16 protein-coding genes and 1 tRNA gene are annotated in these 18,826 nt (G+C 68.0%); 8 read left to right on the top strand and 9 right to left on the bottom strand.

Going from position 1 to position 18,826, the window contains the following annotated elements; all coding sequences use genetic code 11:
* Positions 1–28 precede the first annotated feature (28 nt).
* The 7 genes from ACZ3IJ_RS12815 (at position 29) to ACZ3IJ_RS12785 (ending at position 4,891) form a co-directional block, all read left to right on the top strand.
* The gene (locus ACZ3IJ_RS12815; protein ID WP_467467711.1) at positions 29–1,168 is read left to right on the top strand and encodes a hypothetical protein; all 1,140 of its coding nucleotides are present in this window, start codon (positions 29–31) and stop codon (positions 1,166–1,168) included.
* Positions 1,169–1,178: 10 nt separating this feature from the next.
* Positions 1,179–2,309: a hypothetical protein gene (locus ACZ3IJ_RS12810; RefSeq protein WP_467467710.1), complete on the top strand. Its 1,131-nt coding sequence runs from the start codon at positions 1,179–1,181 to the stop codon at positions 2,307–2,309.
* Positions 2,309–2,881 carry a hypothetical protein gene (locus tag ACZ3IJ_RS12805; RefSeq protein WP_467467709.1) on the top strand — a complete coding sequence of 191 codons (573 nt, stop codon included), beginning with the start codon at positions 2,309–2,311 and terminating at the stop codon, positions 2,879–2,881. Before ACZ3IJ_RS12810 ends, ACZ3IJ_RS12805 begins: the two co-directional genes overlap by 1 nt.
* A gap of 40 nt (positions 2,882–2,921) precedes the next feature.
* The gene (locus ACZ3IJ_RS12800) at positions 2,922–3,413 is read left to right on the top strand and encodes an ATP-binding protein (RefSeq protein WP_467467708.1); all 492 of its coding nucleotides are present in this window, start codon (positions 2,922–2,924) and stop codon (positions 3,411–3,413) included.
* Positions 3,414–3,487: 74 nt separating this feature from the next.
* On the top strand, positions 3,488–4,396 hold the full coding sequence (locus ACZ3IJ_RS12795; RefSeq protein ID WP_467467707.1) for a peptidoglycan-binding protein: 909 nt from the start codon (positions 3,488–3,490) through the stop codon (positions 4,394–4,396).
* Positions 4,397–4,407: 11 nt separating this feature from the next.
* Positions 4,408–4,641 carry a hypothetical protein gene (locus tag ACZ3IJ_RS12790; protein ID WP_467467706.1) on the top strand — a complete coding sequence of 78 codons (234 nt, stop codon included), beginning with the start codon at positions 4,408–4,410 and terminating at the stop codon, positions 4,639–4,641.
* Complete coding sequence (locus ACZ3IJ_RS12785; protein ID WP_383223063.1) at positions 4,628–4,891, top strand: hypothetical protein; 264 nt, start codon at positions 4,628–4,630, stop codon at positions 4,889–4,891. Before ACZ3IJ_RS12790 ends, ACZ3IJ_RS12785 begins: the two co-directional genes overlap by 14 nt.
* Positions 4,892–4,975: 84 nt before the next feature.
* On the opposite strand, the gene ACZ3IJ_RS12780 is transcribed toward ACZ3IJ_RS12785, so the two are convergent.
* From ACZ3IJ_RS12780 to ACZ3IJ_RS12740, 9 genes are all read right to left on the bottom strand, one after another.
* Positions 4,976–8,875 carry a DNA-directed RNA polymerase subunit beta' gene (locus ACZ3IJ_RS12780; protein WP_391798994.1) on the bottom strand — a complete coding sequence of 1,300 codons (3,900 nt, stop codon included), beginning with the start codon at positions 8,873–8,875 and terminating at the stop codon, positions 4,976–4,978.
* 107 nt (positions 8,876–8,982) lie between these two features.
* Entirely contained in the window at positions 8,983–12,465 is a 3,483-nt protein-coding gene (gene rpoB, locus ACZ3IJ_RS12775; protein WP_391798995.1) for a DNA-directed RNA polymerase subunit beta, read from the bottom strand.
* A 544-nt stretch (positions 12,466–13,009) separates the two neighbouring features.
* Complete coding sequence (gene rplL / locus ACZ3IJ_RS12770; RefSeq protein ID WP_033202007.1) at positions 13,010–13,393, bottom strand: 50S ribosomal protein L7/L12; 384 nt, start codon at positions 13,391–13,393, stop codon at positions 13,010–13,012.
* A 113-nt stretch (positions 13,394–13,506) separates the two neighbouring features.
* On the bottom strand, positions 13,507–14,037 hold the full coding sequence (gene rplJ / locus ACZ3IJ_RS12765) for a 50S ribosomal protein L10 (RefSeq protein WP_362362192.1): 531 nt from the start codon (positions 14,035–14,037) through the stop codon (positions 13,507–13,509).
* A 469-nt stretch (positions 14,038–14,506) separates the two neighbouring features.
* The gene (gene rplA, locus ACZ3IJ_RS12760; RefSeq protein WP_331912610.1) at positions 14,507–15,235 is read right to left on the bottom strand and encodes a 50S ribosomal protein L1; all 729 of its coding nucleotides are present in this window, start codon (positions 15,233–15,235) and stop codon (positions 14,507–14,509) included.
* A gap of 81 nt (positions 15,236–15,316) precedes the next feature.
* Complete coding sequence (gene rplK, locus ACZ3IJ_RS12755; protein WP_015035536.1) at positions 15,317–15,751, bottom strand: 50S ribosomal protein L11; 435 nt, start codon at positions 15,749–15,751, stop codon at positions 15,317–15,319.
* A 159-nt stretch (positions 15,752–15,910) separates the two neighbouring features.
* On the bottom strand, positions 15,911–16,774 hold the full coding sequence (gene nusG / locus ACZ3IJ_RS12750) for a transcription termination/antitermination protein NusG (RefSeq protein ID WP_467467705.1): 864 nt from the start codon (positions 16,772–16,774) through the stop codon (positions 15,911–15,913).
* Positions 16,775–16,817: 43 nt separating this feature from the next.
* On the bottom strand, positions 16,818–17,105 hold the full coding sequence (gene secE, locus ACZ3IJ_RS12745) for a preprotein translocase subunit SecE (protein WP_137993978.1): 288 nt from the start codon (positions 17,103–17,105) through the stop codon (positions 16,818–16,820).
* 103 nt (positions 17,106–17,208) lie between these two features.
* Positions 17,209–17,281, bottom strand: a tRNA-Trp gene (locus tag ACZ3IJ_RS12740).
* Between the two features lie 202 nt (positions 17,282–17,483).
* Between ACZ3IJ_RS12740 and ACZ3IJ_RS12735 the strand changes: the two genes are divergently transcribed.
* Positions 17,484–18,710, top strand: a complete 1,227-nt coding sequence (locus ACZ3IJ_RS12735; RefSeq protein ID WP_467467704.1) for a pyridoxal phosphate-dependent aminotransferase — start codon at positions 17,484–17,486, stop codon at positions 18,708–18,710.
* The last annotated feature ends 116 nt before the right edge of the window (positions 18,711–18,826 follow it).

The raw sequence follows: 18,826 nt of genomic DNA, 5'->3' as shown, positions 1-18,826 counted from the left end.
GCCCGACCTTCCCTCCCCAGGAGACCCCATGCCCGTACGCTCCGGCTGGCTGCTGCCCACTGGGCAGACCCGCCAGAACACCCGTATCACCAACATCGGCGCCACCACCCCTACGAACCCGCTCGGCGTGCGGTCGGGCATCCTGCCCGGGACGTACGACGGCAAGTTCCGGGTCGGCGGCCTGTGGATCAGCAGCGCCGGCCCGATGACGGCCACCGTCTACCACGGCAGGGCCGTCGTCCAGGGCGCCAACTCCGACGGCGCCTACCCCGTCGCCCTCGACCAGGACATGACCATCACCTTCGGCGACGGCGACGCCCTCAACCCGCGCATCGACCTCGTCGTCCTGCGCGTCTACGACAACGACGCCGACCTCCAGGGCAAGTACGACGCCGTCGTCGAGATCGTGAAGGGCGAGCCGAAGGCCGTTCCGGTGGCGCCCGCCGCACCGGCCCGCTCGCTGCCGCTGTGCAGTGTCAGGGTGAAGGCCGGAGCCTCGGCCGGCACCGGCGGCATCGACTGGACGGCGCCCGGCACCGTCACCGACCTGCGCACCACGACGGTCGCGGTCGGCGGCATCCTGCCCACCTACAACAACGCCGCGGTGACCGGCTCCTACCCGGGCCAGTACCAGGACAACGACGACTCGCACTTCCTCCAGCGCTGGAGCGGCACCAACTGGGTCCCGTACCCGAAGGAGATCGGCGGTATCGCCCCCGCCGGCACGCTGTCCACCGGCAGCTACCCGGGCCAGTTCCGGGAGAACAGCGGAGTGATCCAGCGCTGGACCGGCACCGCCTGGGTGAACTACCAGCCGCCGGTCGAGGTGGAGACCCTCACCGGCGGCGTCACCATGCTGCCCGGCTGGAGCCTGGTCTCCTTCACCGCGCGCCGCACCCGCGGCATCGTCTCGCTGCTCCTCTCCGTCACCCGCAGCGGCGCTGCCATCACCGCCAACAGCGCCGGAAACATCGACGACGAGCAGCTGTGCACCCTGCCCGCGGGCTGGCGGCCGGCCTTCGACATGGAGGTCTCCGCCTGCGACGGCTTCGCCAACGGCGGCGCCAACATCTGGGCCAACGGGCAGGTCAACCTGCGCACCTGGTCCCCCACCGGCGTGCTCATGGCCGGCCGCAACGTCCGCGTCTCCGCCACCTACGTCCTCTGAAGGGAGCCCGATGAGCCTCGACACGCCCTACCGGGCGATCTTCTGTGACCTGCTCACCGACCAGACCCTGGACATCCTGCCCCTGCGGGACGTCTCCTTCGACGACTACATCGGCAAGGCCGGATCCCTGTCCGGCACCATCCCCATCCCGAACAAGGCCATCGCCGAGCGGGTCAAGCAGGTCCGGGAAGGCCGCACGTCGGTCTATCTGGAGCGCGGCGGGGACCTGTGGTGGGGCGGCATCGTCTGGACCACCACCCTGCAGTCCAGCGGCCGCGGGGTGCTGACCCTCGGCATCCAGGCCGCCACCTTCGACTCGTACGCAGGCCGCCGGCGCATCCGTACGGACATCACGTACGACACCCCGACCTACCAACTGGAGATCGCGCGCCGGCTGTGGAGCGAGCTCGACGTCCAGAGCTACCCGGGCGCCCCCGCGAACCAGGAACCCAAGCGCCTCGGGATCACGTTCGGCGACGAGCCGCCCAAGGTCATGCGTACCGTCTCGTGGCGCAAGGGCGACGAGACGGTCTACCTGGACGCGCTCAACCAGATCGCCGCCATGCAGGACGGCTTCGAGCACCAGATCCTCGTCTACCGCGACCCCATCAGCGGGCAGCGGGTGCGCCAACTTCGGCTCGGCGAACCGAAGATCGTCAACGGCGCCACGGACCTGCTCTTCGACCGGCCCGGCGTCATCCTGTCGTACTCCTTCCCCTACGACGCGACCCGGGGCGGCACCACCGCAGTGGCCCGCGGCGCGTCCGTGAACTCCAACGCGGCCGCCGAATCGCGACCGCTGTACGGCAAGGAGCAGTACGACACCTCGCTCCTCGTCGACGGCTGGCCCCTGATCGACCTGTCGACGGACCACAACGAGATCTCCGACACGCTCACCCTGGAGTCGCTGGCCGCGGCGGAACTCGCCCAGGCCCGCGGCGCCGTGGTGATCCCGGCGATCACCATCCACCTGGGCGGGATGGTCCCGCCGGCCCTCATCGGGCGCATCGCCCGCGTCCGGATCCACGACGAGTGGTTCGCGCAGGGCCTGGACGCCCGCTACCGCATCATCGGCGTCAAGGTCACTCCCCCGGAGCGCGGCCGTCCCGACACCGCCGAGCTCTACCTTGAGGAGGCCTGATGCCCCAGCTGCCCGAGGACATCATCGACCGGCTCAACCAGATGGAACGACGGCTCAAGGCGCTGTCCACCGCCGTCAACACGCGTCCCGCGGTCAACGAGTTCCGCCCCGCCACGCAGACCGGCAGCGTCACCATCACCCGTCCGCTGTTCCGGATCTTCGACGGCTACAACCACGAGATCTTCGCGGACGACATCCTGACCGGCGGTCTCGCCCGACCCTGGCTGCAGCTCATGCCGCCGCTGCCCACCGATCCGGTCAAGTGGCCCTCCACCACCGCCGCGGCGTTCACGACCGTCGCCCGCTCCTCCAACCCCGTCTGGCAGCCGAAGATGCGGCTCGTCGTCAACACGGCGGCGTCCTCGGGCGCCACCGGGCAGGTGCGGGTGCTCGTCGACAGCGTGCAGTTCGGTCCCACGGTGACCGCGGGCACCACCTACGACCATCTCGGCCTTCTGCCCGGCGACATGAAGACCAGGTTCGGCCAGACGATGAACATCGAGGTCCAGGCGATGGCCAGCGGCGGCACCGTCTACGCCCAGGCGGTCCTCATCCACGGCGCCCAGACCTGATCCGCCCTCCCCGCAGGACGACGAGTACGAGGAGTACCCCATGAACATCGACCCCACCCAGCCCTGGGGCGTGGCCATCGACTACGCCGGCCGTGCCGTCGTCACGGAGACCGGCCACACCCTCCATGTCCGCGTCTACGACAACAGCCTCGGCCACACCCTGGAGATCGACCCGGTCACCGGGCAGTTCCCGGCGGTGTACGTGACAGCCGAGCTCACCGAGAAGGGCACGGGCGACGCGGCCCTGCGCGGCTCCGGGCTGGTCATCGTCCCCGCCACGGACGGCGTCGCCGTGGTCCCCGACCCGACCGCCGTCGAGCAGGCCGTCGCGGCTGCCCTCGCCGACTTCGAGTCCCGCCGGGCCGCCTACGCCGCACTCTGCACGGCCTGGGCGCCGGCGCCTCAGCCGGAGCCCGCGCCCACCCCGACCCCGGAGACGCCGACCCCGGAACCGACCCCGGAGCCGACCCCGGAGCCGACCGCGGAGACCCCGACCCCCACCCCGGAACCGGCGCCCGTCCCGGCCCCGTAGCACCGAATCCCCGCCCCACCCGTACGCCCGCCCCCGCGCGGGCCTTTTTCATGCCCGCAAGCCCGGAGGTCACCATGGCCACTCCCCTCTCCGCGGACCGGCTCGTCGCCGCGCTCCGCGCCGAAGGCGTCAAGGTCGTCGAGCACGACGGCTGGCGCACCCACCACCGCAACCAGGCCGGCGCCTGGGGGCCGGTCGTCGGCGTGATGATCCACCACACCGTCTCCAGCGGCACCGCCTCGTCCGTCGAGCTCTGCTACAACGGCTACACCGGGCTGCCGGGCCCGCTCTGCCACGGCGTGATCGCCAAGGACGGCACGGTCCACCTGGTCTCCGGCGGCCGCGCCAACCACGCGGGCGGCGGCGATCCCTCCGTCCTCCAGGCCGTGATCACCGAGACCTACGGAACCCGGCCGCCCACCCCCCGTCACCACCAGGGCAGCCCCGGCGCCGTCGACGGCAACTCCCGCTTCTACGGCTTCGAGTGCATCAACCTCGGCAACGGCACCGACCCCTGGCCGGCCGCCCAGCTCGACGCGATCGAGCGGACCTCCGCCGCGCTCTGCCGCGCCCACGGCTGGGGCGCCAAGTCCGTGATCGGCCACCTGGAATGGTCCGACTGGAAGAGCGACCCGCGCGGCTTCGCGATGCCGGGCATGCGCGACCGGGTCCAGAAGCGGCTCGCCGCCTCCCCGGTCAAGCAGCCCCCGGCCCCGCAGAAGCCGGCCGCCCGCTACCAGCCCTTCCCCGGCACCTCGTTCTTCAAGGCGAACCCCAGCTCCCCGATCGTCACCGCGATGGGCCGCCGACTGGTCGCCGAGGGCTGTTCCGCGTACGCCGTCGGCCCCTCCCCCCGCTGGGGCGAGGCGGACCGGCGCAGCTACGCCAAGTGGCAGCGCAAGCTCGGATTCAGCGGCTCCGACGCCGACGGCTGGCCGGGCGTCATGTCCTGGAACGCGCTCAAGGTCCCGTACAGCAGATGAGGAGAACCCCCATGTCCGATGCCGCCAGGCGCACCGCGCGTACCGTCCTGCAGACCGCCGTCGGCATCGCCGTCGTGCTCCCCGCGATCGTCGACGCCTCCGCCCTCCCGACGACCCTCCCCTGGGTCGCCGGGGCGCTGGCCGTGGCCGGCGCCCTGACCCGGGTGATGGCGCTGCCCGCCGTACAGAACCTGCTGCCGTCCTGGCTGCGCACCACCCCGGGGGCGGCCGATGACCGAGCCTGATCCGAACGACCCGGTGGCGGTGGCACTGGAGCTGGAACGGCTGCGCGGCACGCTGGAGGCCGGCTTCGCCCGCGTCGACGGCTCGCTGGCCCTGCTCGTCCAGCGCAGCGACCAGACCGACAAACAGCTCGCCGACCACGAGGCCAGACTGGACGCCCTGGAACGCTCCCGCTGGCCGCTGACCAGCATCGCCGCGCTGACCGCGAGCGCCGGCCTGATGCTCGCGGTATGGGAACTGGCGGGCCGGTAGCCCTCCGGGCCCTCCGGGAACGCCGCAGGGCGGCCACCCCGTACGAAACGGAGTGACCGCCCTGCGGTACTTCAAGCGACTCGCTTACTGGTTGTACGGACCGTAGTCGTAGTCCTCCAGCGGAACGGCCTGGCCGGAGCCCGTGCCGAACGGCGAGTAGTCGATGTCGTCGTAGCCGACGGCCGAGTACATCGCGGCCTTGGCCTCCTCGGTCGGCTCGACCCGGATGTTGCGGTAGCGGGACAGACCCGTACCGGCCGGGATGAGCTTACCGATGATGACGTTCTCCTTGAGGCCGATGAGGCTGTCGGACTTGGCGTTGATCGCCGCATCCGTCAGGACTCGGGTCGTCTCCTGGAAGGAGGCGGCCGACAGCCAGGACTCCGTCGCCAGCGAGGCCTTGGTGATACCCATCAGCTGCGGACGGCCGGAGGCGGGGTGACCGCCCTCGGTGACCACACGACGGTTCTCGGTCTCGAACTTCGAGCGCTCGACGAGCTCGCCCGGCAGCAGCTCCGCGTCGCCGGACTCGATGATCGTCACGCGGCGCAGCATCTGCCGGATGATGATCTCGATGTGCTTGTCGTGGATCGACACACCCTGCGAGTTGTAGACCTTCTGGACTTCGCCGACCAGGTGGACCTGGACCGCGCGCTGACCGAGGATCCTCAGCACGTCGTGCGGGTTGGTGGCACCCACGGTGAGCTTCTGGCCCACCTCGACGTGGTCGCCCTCGCCCACCAGCAGACGGGCACGCTTCGAGATCGGGAACGCCGTCTCGTCGCTGCCGTCGTCCGGGGTGACGACGATCTTCTTGGTCTTCTCGGTCTCCTCGATACGGACGCGGCCGGCCGCCTCCGAGATCGGGGCGACACCCTTGGGCTGACGAGCCTCGAAGAGCTCGACGACACGGGGCAGACCCTGGGTGATGTCGTCACCGGCCACACCACCGGTGTGGAAGGTACGCATCGTCAGCTGGGTACCGGGCTCACCGATGGACTGGGCCGCGATGATGCCGACGGCCTCACCGATGTCGACCAGCTTGCCGGTGGCCAGCGAACGGCCGTAGCAGAAGGCACAGGTGCCGACCGCGGACTCACAGGTCAGGACCGAGCGGGTCTTGACCTCCTCCACACCGGCGCCCACGAGGGCGTCGATGAGCACGTCACCCAGGTCGACGTTGGCCGGCGCGATGACCTTGCCGTCCACGACGACGTCCTCGGCGAGCATCCGCGCGTACACGGAGGTCTCGACGTCGTCCGTCTTCCGCAGGACACCGTCGGCGCCCCGCTCGGCGATCCGCAGCTTCAGACCGCGCTCGGTGCCACAGTCCTCCTCGCGGATGATCACGTCCTGCGAGACGTCCACCAGACGACGGGTCAGGTAACCCGAGTCGGCGGTACGCAGGGCGGTGTCGGCGAGACCCTTACGGGCACCGTGCGTCGAGATGAAGTACTCGAGGACGGTGAGGCCCTCACGGAAGGACGCCTTGATGGGACGCGGGATGGTCTCGTTCTTGGCGTTCGACACCAGACCACGCATACCGGCGATCTGCCGCATCTGCATCATGTTTCCTCGGGCACCCGAGTCAACCATCATGAAGATGGGGTTCGTCTTGGGGAAGTTCTCGTTCATGGCCTCGGCAACCTCGTTGGTCGCCTTGGTCCAGATCGCGATGAGCTCCTGAGTGCGCTCTTCCTTGGTGATGAGACCGCGCTCGTACTGCTTCTGGACCTTCTCGTCCTGCGCCTCGTAGCCCGCGACGATGGCCTTCTTGGCCTCGGGCACGACGACGTCGGAGATGGCCACGGTGACACCGGAACGGGTCGCCCAGTAGAAGCCCGCCGACTTCAGGTTGTCGAGCGTCGCCGCCACGATGACCTTGGGGTAGCGCTCGGCGAGGTCGTTGACGATCTCGGAGAGCTGCTTCTTGCCCACGGAGTAGTCGACGAACGGGTAGTCCTCGGGCAGCAGCTCGTTGAAGAGCGCGCGGCCCAGCGACGTACGCAGGCGGAACGAGTCACCCTGCTGCCACTCCGGCTCACCCTCCTCGGCGACCGGGGGAACCCAGCCGCGCGGCGGAACGGTGCCGATCGGGAAGCGGATGTCGATCTGCGACTGCAGCGCGAGCTCGCCGGCGTCGAACGCCATGACCGCCTCGGCCGTGGAGCCGAACGCGCGGCCCTCGCCCTTGGTGTCACGGAGCTCACCGTCGGTGGTCAGGAAGAACAGACCGAGGACCATGTCCTGGGTCGGCATCGTGACAGGACGGCCGTCGGCCGGCTTGAGGATGTTGTTCGAGGACAGCATCAGGATGCGGGCCTCGGCCTGCGCCTCCGCGGAGAGCGGCAGGTGGACGGCCATCTGGTCACCGTCGAAGTCCGCGTTGAACGCGGTGCAGACGAGCGGGTGGATCTGGATGGCCTTGCCCTCGACCAGCTGCGGCTCGAAGGCCTGGATGCCGAGGCGGTGCAGCGTGGGCGCACGGTTCAGCAGAACCGGGTGCTCGGCGATGACCTCTTCGAGGACGTCGTACACGACCGTGCGGCCGCGCTCGACCATCCGCTTGGCGCTCTTGATGTTCTGCGCGTGGTTCAGGTCGACCAGGCGCTTCATCACGAACGGCTTGAAGAGCTCCAGCGCCATGGCCTTCGGCAGACCGCACTGGTGCAGCTTCAGCTGCGGACCGACGACGATGACGGAACGCGCGGAGTAGTCCACACGCTTGCCGAGCAGGTTCTGACGGAATCGACCCTGCTTACCCTTCAGCATGTCGCTGAGGGACTTCAGCGGACGGTTGCCGGGGCCCGTGACCGGGCGACCACGACGGCCGTTGTCGAAGAGGGCGTCGACCGCCTCCTGGAGCATCCGCTTCTCGTTGTTCACGATGATCTCGGGGGCACCGAGGTCGAGCAGACGCTTCAGACGGTTGTTGCGGTTGATCACACGGCGGTACAGGTCGTTCAGGTCGGAGGTCGCGAAGCGGCCACCGTCCAGCTGCACCATCGGACGCAGGTCCGGGGGGATCACCGGCACGCAGTCGAGAACCATGCCCTTGGGGCTGTTCGCGGTCTGCAGGAACGCGGAGACGACCTTGAGGCGCTTGAGCGCACGGGTCTTCTTCTGGCCCTTGCCGGTACGGATGATCTCGCGGAGGCGCTCGGCCTCCTCGTCCAGGTCGAAGGACTCCAGGCGCTTCTGCAGCGCCGCGGCACCCATCGAACCGTCGAAGTACGTGCCGAAGCGGTCACGCAGCTCGCGGTAGAGGAGCTCGTCGCCCTCCAGGTCCTGGACCTTGAGGTTCTTGAAGCGGTTCCAGACCTCGTCGAGACGGTCGATCTCGCGCTGAGCGCGGTCGCGCAGCTGCTTCATCTCACGCTCGGCGCCCTCGCGCACCTTGCGGCGCACGTCGGCCTTGGCACCCTCGGCCTCGAGCTCGGCCAGGTCGGTCTCGAGCTTCTTGGCGCGGGCCTCGAGGTCGGCGTCGCGACGGTTCTCGATCTGCTGACGCTCGACGGAGACGTGGGCCTCCAGCGAGGGCAGGTCGCGCGTCCGGCGCTCCTCGTCCACGAACGTGATCATGTACGCGGCGAAGTAGATGACCTTCTCGAGGTCCTTCGGCGCGAGGTCCAGCAGGTATCCGAGGCGCGACGGGACGCCCTTGAAGTACCAGATGTGGGTGACGGGGGCGGCGAGCTCGATGTGGCCCATCCGCTCACGGCGCACCTTGGCGCGGGTGACCTCGACGCCACACCGCTCACAGATGATGCCCTTGAAGCGGACACGCTTGTACTTGCCGCAGTAGCACTCCCAGTCCCGGGTCGGACCGAAGATCTTCTCGCAGAAGAGTCCGTCCTTCTCGGGCTTGAGCGTGCGGTAGTTGATGGTCTCAGGCTTCTTGACCTCGCCGTGGCTCCACTGACGGATGTCGTCAGCGGTGGCCAGACCGATCCGGAGCTCATCGAAGAAGTTGACGTCGAGCACTATGCGTCAATCCCTCTCAGGGTTGTAAGTCTTGGGGTCTGAAACGGGGGTCCTGGGGCCGGCCGGGGACTCAGTGGGTTGCACCGAGTCCCCGTACCGGACTCCCGTCAGACCTCTTCGACGCTGCTCGGCTCGCGCCGGGACAGGTCGATACCGAGCTCCTCCGCTGCGCGGAAGACGTCCTCGTCGGTGTCGCGCATCTCGATGGACATGCCGTCCGAGGACAGCACCTCCACGTTGAGGCACAGGGACTGCATCTCCTTGATGAGCACCTTGAAGGACTCGGGGATGCCGGGCTCAGGGATGTTCTCGCCCTTGACGATGGCCTCGTAGACCTTCACGCGGCCGGTCACGTCGTCGGACTTGATCGTCAGCAGCTCCTGGAGGGCGTACGCGGCGCCGTAAGCCTCCAGCGCCCACACCTCCATCTCACCGAAGCGCTGGCCACCGAACTGGGCCTTACCACCCAGCGGCTGCTGGGTGATCATCGAGTACGGGCCGGTCGACCGGGCGTGCAGCTTGTCGTCGACCAGGTGGTGGAGCTTGAGGATGTACATGTACCCGACCGAGATCGGGTCCGGGAACGGCTCGCCGGAGCGGCCGTCGAACAGACGCGCCTTGCCGGAGGGGAGCACCATGCGCTCGCCGTCGCGGTTCGGGATCGTGTGCTGCAGCAGACCCGCGAGCTCGTCCTCACGCGCACCGTCGAAGACGGGGGTGGCGACGTTGGTGCCCGGGGCGACCTGGTCGGCGCCGATGGCCTGCAGGCGCTGCGCCCACTCGTCCGCGAGGCCGGAGACGTCCCAGCCGCGGCTGGCGAGCCAGCCGAGGTGGATCTCCAGGACCTGTCCCGGGTTCATTCGGGACGGGACACCCAGCGGGTTGAGGATGATGTCGACCGGCGTTCCGTCCTCGAGGAACGGCATGTCCTCGATCGGAAGGATCTTGGAGATGACACCCTTGTTGCCGTGACGGCCGGCGAGCTTGTCACCGTCGGTGATCTTGCGCTTCTGGGCGACGTAGACGCGGACCAGCTGGTTCACGCCCGGGGGAAGCTCGTCGCCCTCCTCGCGGTCGAAGACGCGGACGCCGATGACCTTGCCGGTCTCGCCGTGCGGCACCTTCAGCGAGGTGTCACGGACCTCACGCGCCTTCTCACCGAAGATCGCGCGGAGCAGACGCTCCTCCGGGGTCAGCTCGGTCTCACCCTTGGGCGTGACCTTGCCGACGAGGATGTCGCCGGCGACGACCTCGGCACCGATACGGATGATGCCGCGCTCGTCGAGGTCGGCGAGGACCTCCTCGGAGACGTTCGGGATGTCCCGGGTGATCTCCTCCGGGCCGAGCTTGGTGTCACGGGCGTCGACCTCGTGCTCCTCGATGTGGATCGAGGAGAGGACGTCGTCCTGCACGAGGCGCTGCGACAGGATGATCGCGTCCTCGTAGTTGTGACCCTCCCACGGCATGAACGCCACGAGCAGGTTCTTGCCGAGCGCCATCTCACCGTTCTCGGTGGCCGGACCGTCGGCGAGGACCTGGCCCTCGATGACCCGGTCGCCCTCGGAGACGACGACCTTCTGGTTGACCGAGGTGCCCTGGTTCGAGCGGGAGAACTTGGCGATGCGGTACGTGGTGTACGTGCCGTCGTCGTTGGTGACGGTGATGTAGTCGGCCGAGACCTCCTGGATCACACCGTCCTTCTCCGCCTTGATGACGTCGCCGGCGTCGGTGGCACAGCGGTACTCCATGCCGGTACCGACGAGCGGGGCCTCGGACTTAATCAGCGGCACCGCCTGACGCATCATGTTCGCGCCCATGAGGGCACGGTTGGCGTCGTCGTGCTCGAGGAAGGGGATCATGGCCGTCGCGACCGACACCATCTGGCGCGGCGAGACGTCCATGTAGTCGACCTCGGTCGGCGGGACGTAGTCGACCTCGCCGCCACGGCGGCGGACCAGGACGCGCGGCTCGGTGAAGCGGAGCTCGTCGTTCAGGGTCGCGTTCGCCTGGGCGATGACGTAGCGGTCCTCTTCGTCGGCCGTGATGTAGTCGACCTCGTCGGTGACCTGGCCGTCGACGACCTTGCGGTACGGCGTCTCGATGAAGCCGAACGCGTTGACGCGGCCGTACGAGGCGAGCGAACCGATCAGACCGATGTTCGGGCCTTCGGGGGTCTCGATCGGGCACATGCGTCCGTAGTGGGACGGGTGCACGTCTCGGACCTCGAAGCCGGCCCGCTCACGGGACAGACCACCGGGACCCAGCGCCGAGAGACGACGCTTGTGCGTCAGACCCGACAGCGGGTTGTTCTGGTCCATGAACTGCGACAGCTGGCTGGTGCCGAAGAACTCCTTGATGGAGGCGACGACCGGCCGGATGTTGATCAGGGTCTGCGGCGTGATCGCCTCGACGTCCTGAGTGGTCATGCGCTCACGCACGACGCGCTCCATACGAGCCAGACCCGTGCGGACCTGGTTCTGGATGAGCTCGCCGACGTTACGCAGACGACGGTTGCCGAAGTGGTCGATGTCGTCGGTCTCGACGACGATCTCCCGGCCCGACTCGCCGATCGTCTCGGTCTCGCCCGCGTGGAGCTTGACCAGGTACTTGATCGTGGCGATGACGTCGTCGGTGGTCAGGACACCGGCGTCCAGCGGCTCGTCCGCGCCGAGCTTCTTGTTCACCTTGTAGCGGCCGACCTTCGCGAGGTCGTAGCGCTTCGGGTTGAAGTAGAGGTTCTCGAGCAGCGTCTGAGCGGCCTCGCGGGTCGGCGGCTCGCCCGGACGGAGCTTGCGGTAGATGTCGAGCAGCGCGTCGTCCTGGCCCTGGGTGTGGTCCTTCTCCAGGGTGGCGCGCATGGACTCGTACTCGCCGAACTCCTGCAGGATCTGCTCGGTGGTCCAGCCGAGCGCCTTCAGGAGGACGGTGACGGACTGCTTGCGCTTGCGGTCGATGCGGACACCGACCATGTCGCGCTTGTCGATCTCCATCTCCAGCCAGGCACCCCGGGACGGGATGATCTTGGCGGAGAAGATGTCCTTGTCGGACGTCTTGTCGATGGAGGAGTCGAAGTAGACGCCCGGCGAACGGACCAGCTGCGAGACCACGACACGCTCGGTGCCGTTGATGACGAAGGTGCCCTTGTTCGTCATGAGCGGGAAGTCGCCCATGAAGACCGTCTGGGACTTGATCTCGCCGGTCTCGTTGTTGGTGAACTCGGCCGTGACGAAGAGCGGGGCGCCGTACGTGAAGTCACGGTCCTTGCACTCGTCGATCGAGTTCTTCGGGGGCTCGAAGCGGTGGTCGCGGAAGGTCAGCGACATCGACCCGGAGAAGTCCTCGATCGGAGAGATCTCCTCGAAGATCTCCTCCAGACCCGACTTCCTGGGGACGTCCTGTCCCGACTCGAGAGCGGCCTCGACGCGAGCCTTCCAGGCGGCGTTTCCGAGCAGCCAGTCAAAGCTCTCGGTCTGCAGCGCGAGGAGGTTCGGAACCTCGAGGGGCTCCTTGATCTTTGCAAAGGAGATGCGCAGCGGGGCGGTGCTGGCGCCGTTGTTCGTATTGGTCGAGGCGTTGCGCGAGGCGGCCAAGAGGGGGTCCTTCCGAGGGCTCGGACTCACTACGCGCGTACCGGTCCCCAGCGACGCAGAGGGACAGACATTTCCCGATATGACCAAAAGGCCAGGTCAGGTCAGGTCTGCCGACAATGCTCTCGCGAAGGTATGCCCCAGGTGACGGGCAGGGGGCAGCTAACAGGCAGCGCAAAGGGTCAGTGTAGCCAGTTGGCCCACTGATGTCCAGGGCGAGTTTTTCGCAACCCTCGTTGTTCTCAACTCCGCGGTACCTCGCGCCGTGCGGCGCACCTCGATACTGCCCGTTCCGTCGTCGATCCATGCCTCGGATACGGATCGTTGTGACGACGCGTCCTGAGAATTGCGCGCTGCGTGCGGTTCGTCAAGGCCCCCCGGTCAGCGGGAGCGCACGGCGAAGATCACCATACTCCGCCGACGACGGCTCTCACACCCGTCGCCACGCCCGGCCCCGGGCACGCCGAAGGGCGACCACCCGGATGGGTGATCGCCCTTGGCGAGGCGCCTGAGAGGCGCCTGAGCGGGTCAGGAGACCCGCAGGGACTTACTTGACCGTGACGGAGGCGCCGGCGGCCTTGAGGGACTCGGCAGCCTTCTCCGCGGCCTCCTTGGCGACCTTCTCGAGAACCGGCTTCGGGGTGCCGTCGACGAGGTCCTTGGCCTCCTTCAGACCCAGGGAGGTGAGCTCACGCACGACCTTGATGACCTGGATCTTCTTGTCGCCCGCACCCTCGAGGATGACGTCGAACTCGTCCTGCTCCTCGGCGGCCTCGGGGGCAGCGCCACCGACGGCGGGGCCGGCAACGGCGACGGCCGCGGCGGCGGTGACGTCGAACTTCTCCTCGAAGGCCTTCACGAACTCGGAGAGCTCGATGAGGGTCATCTCCTCGAACTGGGCGAGGAGGTCGTCCTGAGAGAGCTTCGCCATGATGGGCGATCCTTCCACTAATTCGGCAGGTGCCGGATGTATGTAGAGGCGGGCGTACTTTCGGCCCGCTGCGACCGTCGCCCTAGCGGGCGGCGATCAGTGCGCGAGCCGAATTACTCGGCACCGCCCTGCTCGGCGAGCTTGACGCGAAGCGCCTCCGCGGTGCGGACGAACTTCGACGGCAGCGCCTGGAGGAGCGAAGCAGTCTGGGACTGCTTGCCCTTGAAGGCACCGGCCAGCTTGCTGAGCAGAACCTCGCGGGACTCGAGGTCCGCAAGCTTCTTGAACTCGTCGGCGGTCAGCGCCTTGCCATCAAGGACACCGCCCTTGATGACGAGGTTCGGGTTGTCCTTGGCGAAGTCACGCAGAGCCTTCGCCGACTCCACCGGGTCACCGGTGACGAAGGCGGCCGCGGTCGAACCAGCGAGCTGGTCGTCGAGCGACGCGATCCCGGCCTGGTTGGCCGCAATCTTGGTCAGCGTGTTCTTCACCACGGCGTACTGGGCGTTCTCACCGAGCGAACGACGCAGCGTCTTGAGCTGCGCCACGGTGAGCCCCGTGTACGAGGTCAGCACGACGGCGTTCGAGCTGCGGAACTTGTCCTCAAGCTCGGCTACCGCGGCAGCCTTGTCGGGCCTTGCCATAGAGCGTCGGCCTCCTTCCGGGTGATGAGGACCGCTCAGAAGGGGCTGATCAAACAAAACGGCCCCGGCGCAGGCGCACGGGGCTCAGCTCGACCGAATGACATCCGGGAACTCTTCCACGATCACCTGCGCGGGTCGTTCGCATCTCAGCGAATCCTTCGGCCACCGGCCCCTCACAGGAGCACGGCAACGACCAGCGGTCTTTGGCTTCTCCGGAAGAGTACGCGACGCCTGCGGCACGGAGCAAATCCGCCCGTACGGCTCAGCCCTCGCCGAGCCCGCGAGGGCCTCGCCGCCCGCGTGACGGGCGCGTCCGGGGCGCCCTGAGCCCCCTGGGCCCCCTGGGGCGCCTGACAGCCCGCGCGACGGCTCGGCACGGGCTCCGTACGACCTCGTACGAAGAAAGCCGGCCCCCGCCCCTCCGAAGAGGGGGCGGGGGCCGGCTGACCACTCAGTGAGCCGTGTGGGCTCAGACCGCGGCCGGGTCCTCCTCGACGAGGAGGTTGCGGGTGCGGTTGGAGTCCAGCGGGATGCCGGGGCCCATCGTCGTCGTCAGGGTCGCCTTCTTGATGTAGCGGCCCTTGGCGGCGGACGGCTTCAGACGGAGGATCTCCTCCAGAGCCGCGGCGTAGTTCTCGACCAGCTTCGTCTCGTCGAAGGAGACCTTGCCGATGATGAAGTGCAGGTTCGAGTGCTTGTCGACGCGGAACTCGATCTTGCCGCCCTTGATGTCGTTGACAGCCTTCGCGACATCGGGGGTGACGGTGCCGGTCTTCGGGTTCGGCATGAGACCACGCGGGCCGAGGACGCGGCCGAGGCGGCCGACCTTGCCCATGAGGTCCGGGGTGGCCACAACGGCGTCGAACTCGTTGAGGCGGTTGCCCTTGGAGATCTCGTCGATGAGCTCGTCGGAGCCGACGATGTCGGCGCCCGCGGCGATCGCGGCCTCGGCACGGTCACCGGTCGCGAAGACCAGGACCCGGGCGGTCTTACCGGTGCCGTGCGGGAGGTTCACGGTGCCACGGACCATCTGGTCGGCCTTGCGCGGGTCGACGCCCAGGCGGAAGGCGACCTCGACGGTGCCGTCGAACTTGGTGGCGGCGGTGTCCTTGGCCAGACGGACGGCCTCGAGGGGGGCGTAGTTGCGCTCCCGGTCGATCTTGGCGTCCGCGGCGCGGAGTGCCTTGCTGCGCTTCACTGCTTCTCCTGTTGGTTCAGGTGTGTGGAGTCGTGGTGCGGGCCGGCGCTGGCCCTACCACTGAGGTCACAAGGGGGCTGATCAGCCCTCGACCGTGATGCCCATGGAACGGGCGGTGCCGGCGATGATCTTCGACGCGGCGTCGAGGTCGTTGGCGTTCAGGTCGGGGAGCTTGACCGTGGCGATCTCGCGGACCTGAGCGGCCGTGAGCTTCGCGACCTTGGTCTTGTGCGGCTCGCCGGAGCCCTTGTCCACACCCGCGGCCTTGAGGATCAGCTTGGCGGCCGGCGGAGTCTTGGTGATGAAGGTGAAGGTGCGGTCTTCGTAGACCGTGATCTCCACCGGCACGACCATGCCACGCTGCGACTCGGTCGCGGCGTTGTAGGCCTTGCAGAACTCCATGATGTTGACGCCGTGCTGGCCCAGCGCGGGACCGACCGGCGGGGCCGGGTTGGCCGCACCAGCGTTGATCTGGAGCTTGATAAGCCCCGTGACCTTCTTCTTCTTGGGAGGCATTGCTCTCTCCGGGTCCTAGTGAGAGTGTTCAGCCGCCGATCCGGTCATCCGGATGGAGGCATACCGCACCACGATAACGGGTATAGAGGTGCGGCTAAAAACCGAGCAGGTCAGAGCGGCTGCGAGAGCCACTCTGACCTGGTCGGAAACCTGTGAGGGTCAGTTCTTCTGGATCTGGTCGAAGCTGAGCTCGACCGGGGTCTCGCGACCGAAGATCTCGACGAGGCCCTTGACCTTCTTCGAGTCGGCGTTGATCTCGTTGATCGTGGCCTGGAGGGTGGCGAAGGGGCCGTCGGTGACGGTGACCGAGTCGCCGACCTCGAAGTCCAGGACCTCGACGGTGACCTTGCGGGCCGGAGCCGGCTTGCCCTCGGCCTCGGCGGCCTCGCGGGCGGCCTTCTCCTCGGCCTCCGGGGCGAGCATCTTGACGATCTCGTCCAGGGTCAGCGGGTACGGGTCGTAGGCGTTGCCCACGAAGCCGGTGACACCGGGGGTGTTGCGGACGACGCCCCAGGACTCGTTCGTCAGATCCATGCGGACGAGCACGTAGCCGGGCAGCTTGTTCTGCCGGACGTTCTTGCGCTCGCCGTTCTTGATCTGGACGATCTCTTCCTCGGGCACCTCGGCCTGGTAGATGAACTCCTCGACGTTCAGCGAGACGGCACGCTGCTCGAGGTTGGCCTTCACGCGCTTCTCGTAGCCCGCGTAGGTGTGGATCACGTACCACTCGCCGGGCAGGCCGCGGAGCTCGTCGCGGAGGGCCTGGATCGGGTCGACGGGAGCGGCGGGCTCCTCCTCGGCCTCCTCGGCCTCTTCCAGCTCGGTCTCGGCCTCGACGTCCTCGTCGGACTCGGCCTCGACGTCGGTGTCCGACTCCTCGGTGTCGTCCTCGACGGAGAGGGCGGCCTCTTCGGCAGCCTCGCCCGCAGCGGCGTCAGCAGCCTCGGCCTGGTCCTCGTCGGCCGCCTCGAGGATGTCGAGCTCGTCCTCGGAAACAGACTCGTTCAGGTTCGGGTCAGACACGGTGGCTGCTTCTTCCTGGCTACAGATGGGGTGGAACAAGAAGTCAGCCGAAGACGTACTTGACTGCTTCCTGGAAGCCATAGTCAATCACGGTCACGAGGCCGATCATGATGACAACGAAGACAATCACTACCGTGGTGTACGTCGTCAGCTGGCTGCGAGTGGGCCAGACGACCTTGCGAAGCTCCGCGACGATCTGGCGGTAGAAGAGCGCGAGACGGCCCAGGGGGCCCTTCTTTCCGCGCTTGCCGCCCTTACGGGCCTTCTTCTTCGAGTCCGGAGCCTCGTCCTCGGCATCAGGCATGTCGATGGAGCCCACGGCGTCCGTCACGCTTCTCACCTGATCCCGGGTCATGGCAGTGCCGTGCCGGGTGGATCCGCACGGCGGTGCATCGAAGTACGTACATGCGCACACATCCTGGCGGTGTGTGTAGCAGGGCCGGAGGGACTTGAACCCCCAACCGCCGGTTTTGGAGACCGGTGCTCTACCAATTGAGCTACGACCCTTTGTGGCTTCCCCAACCTACCGCATCGTGAGATGTGGTCGGTGAGGGCCAACGAGCAGTGAGTGTACGTGTTCATGAGCGCCGCGTCGAACAGAAAGCACGTCGGAGCGCTCGCGGGCCCTCGGACGACCGGGAATGACCGGTCCTGTCCGCACCCTGAAACCTGTGTGCCGGACGGAAAGGCGGTCTGGGAGCATGGCCGTATGAGCGCTGCTACCCCTCCGACCGAGCGCCGGGTCTCCGCCCGCGTCGGTGCGATCTCCGAGTCCGCGACCCTCGCCGTCGACGCCAAGGCAAAGGCCCTCAAGGCCGCCGGGCGCCCGGTGATCGGGTTCGGCGCGGGTGAGCCCGACTTCCCGACGCCTGACTACATCGTCGAAGCCGCCGTCGAGGCGTGCAAGAACCCGAAGTACCACCGCTACACGCCGGCCGGCGGTCTGCCCGAGCTGAAGGCCGCGATCGCCGCGAAGACCCTGCGCGACTCCGGCTACGAGGTCGACGCCTCCCAGGTCCTGGTGACCAACGGCGGCAAGCAGGCGATCTACGAGGCGTTCGCCGCGATCCTCGACCCGGGTGACGAGGTCATCGTCCCGGCCCCGTACTGGACGACGTACCCGGAGTCGATCCGGCTCGCGGGCGGTGTCCCGGTCGACGTCGTCGCCGACGAGACCACCGGCTACCGCGTCTCGGTGGAGCAGCTGGAGGCGGCGCGCACGGAGAAGACCAAGGTCGTCCTCTTCGTCTCCCCGTCGAACCCGACCGGCGCCGTCTACAGCGAGGCCGAGACCGAGGCCATCGGCCGCTGGGCCGTCGAGCACGGCCTGTGGGTGCTGACGGACGAGATCTACGAGCACCTGGTCTACGGCGGGGCCTCCGCCGTCTCCCTGCCGTCGGTCATGCCCGAGCTGCGCGACAAGTGCATCGTCGTCAACGGTGTCGCCAAGACGTACGCGATGACCGGCTGGCGCGTGGGGTGGATCATCGGCCCGAAGGACGTCGTGAAGGCCGCGACGAACCTGCAGTCGCACGCCACGTCCAACGTGAGCAACGTGGCGCAGGTGGCCGCCCTCGCCGCCGTCTCGGGCAACCTGGACGCCGTCGCCGAGATGGGCCGCGCCTTCGACCGGCGCCGCCAGACCATCGTGCGGATGCTCAACGAGATCGAGGGCGTCCTCTGCCCGACCCCCGAGGGCGCGTTCTACGTGTACCCGTCGGTGAAGGGGCTGCTCGGCAAGGAGATCCGCGGCAAGCGCCCGCAGGACTCGGTCGAGCTGGCCGCGCTGATCCTGGACGAGGCCGAGGTCGCGGTCGTCCCGGGCGAGGCCTTCGGCACCCCCGGCTACCTGCGGCTCTCGTACGCGCTGGGCGACGAGGACCTGGTGGAGGGCGTGTCCCGGATCCAGAAGCTGCTGGCGGAGGCGCGCGACTAGTCCCGCGCTCCCCCACGGGCCCCTGGTTCTCCGGAACCGGGGGCCCGTTTTTACGTTCTAGCAAGGTCCCGATCGGGGAAAGGGGCTGTGTTCGGCCATTCGGGTGCGGCAAGATC

The sequence above is a fragment of the Streptomyces sp. NPDC013317 genome, assembly GCF_055563155.1.
This window is presented reverse-complemented; position numbering and strand designations above follow the sequence as displayed.